A 2,594-nucleotide genomic window follows, 5' to 3' on the forward strand; every position below is an offset into this window, starting at 1 on the left:
GCCAATGAAACGAGTAATCGCACTGAAATATGTTTAACGCGCGCTTAACCTGTGAGCCGTAATTGGCGCGTGTCCTTGCCGGCATAGCCGAAGCAAGGACCGCGACAATAGGCGAATCAGGTTGAAGCGATTGTTATACATTTCCTATTAGCTAAATGATCGAACAAAATCACGCATCAATCCAATCGATTCTTGTAATTGATCATTTGTAAATCTGGTATTTCTAGTATTTTCAGGATGATGAATTTGATGGCGAATATACTCGCTAAAAATAACTCGAATATTTTGAGTGGAACCATCATTTTTTAATTTTATATATTCAACTGTAGATTTTCCTTGTTTGAAATCTTGAAGCTTGCTTTCGCTTTCTATGAAACCATATAATTCGTTATGATATTCATCATCTGACTCTCCAAATGCTAGGAAATTTACTTCATTCAATGAAGGATATGGTAAATTACTACGCTCAATTTTCTGTATTATTACTTTTCGGTCATCCTGCTTGATTAATTTCAGGTGTTCGAACTTTAAGAGCTTTACAATAGCGGGGCTATGAGTTGTGAGAATGACTTGTGTATTTGGTGCTTCTGACAATGTGATAAATGCTTCAATTAATTTACGTTGATGTGCAGGATGCTGTGAGGTTTCAGGTTCTTCGATTGCATAAATAATATTGGGAACATTTTTTTCAGCTTGCCTACGTTCTGCTTCAGCTCTGAAGAAATTTAGAAGCACGAGTCTCTTTATTCCACTACCTCTTTTATTAATTGGGATGTCTTCATCTCCAGATATTGAAACATTTTTAAATACATCTGCCCATTTTAAATTCTCTGCAGGCGGTATTACTGGATTTAAACTATCTGCAACTTCAGGATTCATTTCGCGCAATTTTTCTAGTGTACGGGTTGAAACTTCTCTCAATTTCATTTCCACGACAGTAGAAATTTCATTGAACTTATTCTTTAGCTCCTCATTGTTCAAGATTTGCCTGACGGCTTCCTTCAGAGGGTCTTGAATCTCGCTATCGCCATCACTATTTTTTCTGTCTGACTGAAATAAAGCGTATAGGGGCATGTAATTCTTGAGTTGCTCCCAAATATTCTTTGCATCTTCCTTTGTGACATCTATTTCTATGTTATCCAATTGTAAATCAGTAGAATAGTGGTTCCATATAGCTTTTCTGATTGATGCATTCTTTGTTTTATCTTCGCAAGGTATGCTGCCAAGGGCTTTCTTCAGATCTGAGTTCTTTTTTAGCAGTAATTCTGAACAATCTGGATTTGTCGGATGAGAAGCAATAATAAAAACTTTTTCTTTTCCAGCATTTGGAAATCTTTTTTTGATCTCTAGGTAACCGTCATTATTTAGTAAATACTCTTCAGCCAGTGTTGTTGGATTACTCGCATCTATTGTTATGCTATCAGGTAGGTCTTGGAAAATGACAGATATTTCAATGTTGTTGTTTCCCTGGGATTTATTTTCTTTATTTATATCTTCAGGATCGATTTTGATGATTCCATTTTTTTCGTTAAAAAAGATATCGAGTGCTTCCAGGACCGTAGACTTCCCAATATCATTTCTACCAACAAAGACTGTTAGGTCATTAAAATCAATAGTAGTATCATCTTTGTAGTTCCTAAAATTTGAGATTCGTACTTCCTTGATTTTCATTCTTCCTCCAATTGCTGAAAACAGTCTTGGAATATGTATAACGCACGCTTAACTTGCGCAGCGAAAAAGTGGCGCGGTTTTTGCAATTATAAATTGCACGAATGTGCAGGCGCAGCCTATTTCCATTTTTCCGCAAAAACCGTGACACCGCTGCGTCAAGTTGAAGCGTTTGTTATCTTGTATTTTTGAATTCATTGATAAAACCCTCTGCATCAATCACCTTAAAATTGGTTGAATGAAAATCTTTTGTATTTCTTGTTATTAAGAAATCCACATTATTTTCAATAGCGACAGCGGCATGAATATCGTCTTCGAAGTCTTTATATTTGTTTTGGATAGCTTGTTGTAGGTGATGGACATTGACCGGAACAACTTTAAACAGTTGTAAGCAATCACTGATGAACTCATCAGCTATTTTTTTATTTAAGGTTTTGTTTAGAATGTAATAAGAATTTGCTAGCGTGAGGGGAGACACAATTCCAATAATTTTTTGGTTTTCTACTAATTCAATGATACGAGCTGAGTAATAAGAGAATGGTTCTCTATCCATTACCCAGTCGATGATAATGTTGCAGTCGATATATGTTTTAATCAACAAGATGCTTTTCCATAAGATACTTCTGTTTTATTTGGTCATCATTGATTGTTGTATGAATGATTCCTTTGTATTTGGACGTAATATGAGCATTTAGATCAGAAATGTTTGGTTCTTCATTTTTATAAATAAGTGTTTTGTAAAGTTGTTCAGTGAGTGAACTTAGTGAGGTATTATTTTTTGAAGCATAAATTTTTGCTTTTTCAATAATATCTTCATCTAATCGCAAGGTAAGTTTGGTGGACATAACACACTCCTGACGTCTATATATATAATGTACGTCACTTTCTGTTTTTGTCAACGGTAAAAATAATAAATCAAGATAACA

General features: G+C 34.8%; 3 protein-coding genes. All 3 read right to left on the reverse strand.

Features of this window, described 5'->3' with window-relative positions:
• Positions 1 to 147: 147 nt before the first annotated feature.
• Complete coding sequence (locus DC28_RS04765; protein WP_037546466.1) at positions 148 to 1,671, reverse strand: ATP-binding protein; 1,524 nt, start codon at positions 1,669 to 1,671, stop codon at positions 148 to 150.
• A gap of 172 nt (positions 1,672 to 1,843) precedes the next feature.
• On the reverse strand, positions 1,844 to 2,269 hold the full coding sequence (locus DC28_RS04770; protein ID WP_052078400.1) for a PIN domain-containing protein: 426 nt from the start codon (positions 2,267 to 2,269) through the stop codon (positions 1,844 to 1,846).
• Positions 2,259 to 2,594, reverse strand: a 336-nt coding sequence (locus tag DC28_RS04775) for a DUF6364 family protein (protein ID WP_238565758.1), incomplete at its 5' end; no start/stop codon positions are given. The genes DC28_RS04775 and DC28_RS04770, both read right to left, overlap by 11 nt.

The organism is Spirochaeta lutea (assembly GCF_000758165.1).
Taxonomy (GTDB): domain Bacteria; phylum Spirochaetota; class Spirochaetia; order DSM-27196; family Salinispiraceae; genus Spirochaeta_D; species Spirochaeta_D lutea.

What these genes read in the sequence shown, in the direction of transcription:
- DC28_RS04765 (WP_037546466.1), bottom strand. Translation starts at nt 1,671, where the DNA reads ATGAAAATCAAGGAAGTACGAATCTCAAATTTTAGGAACTACAAAGAT.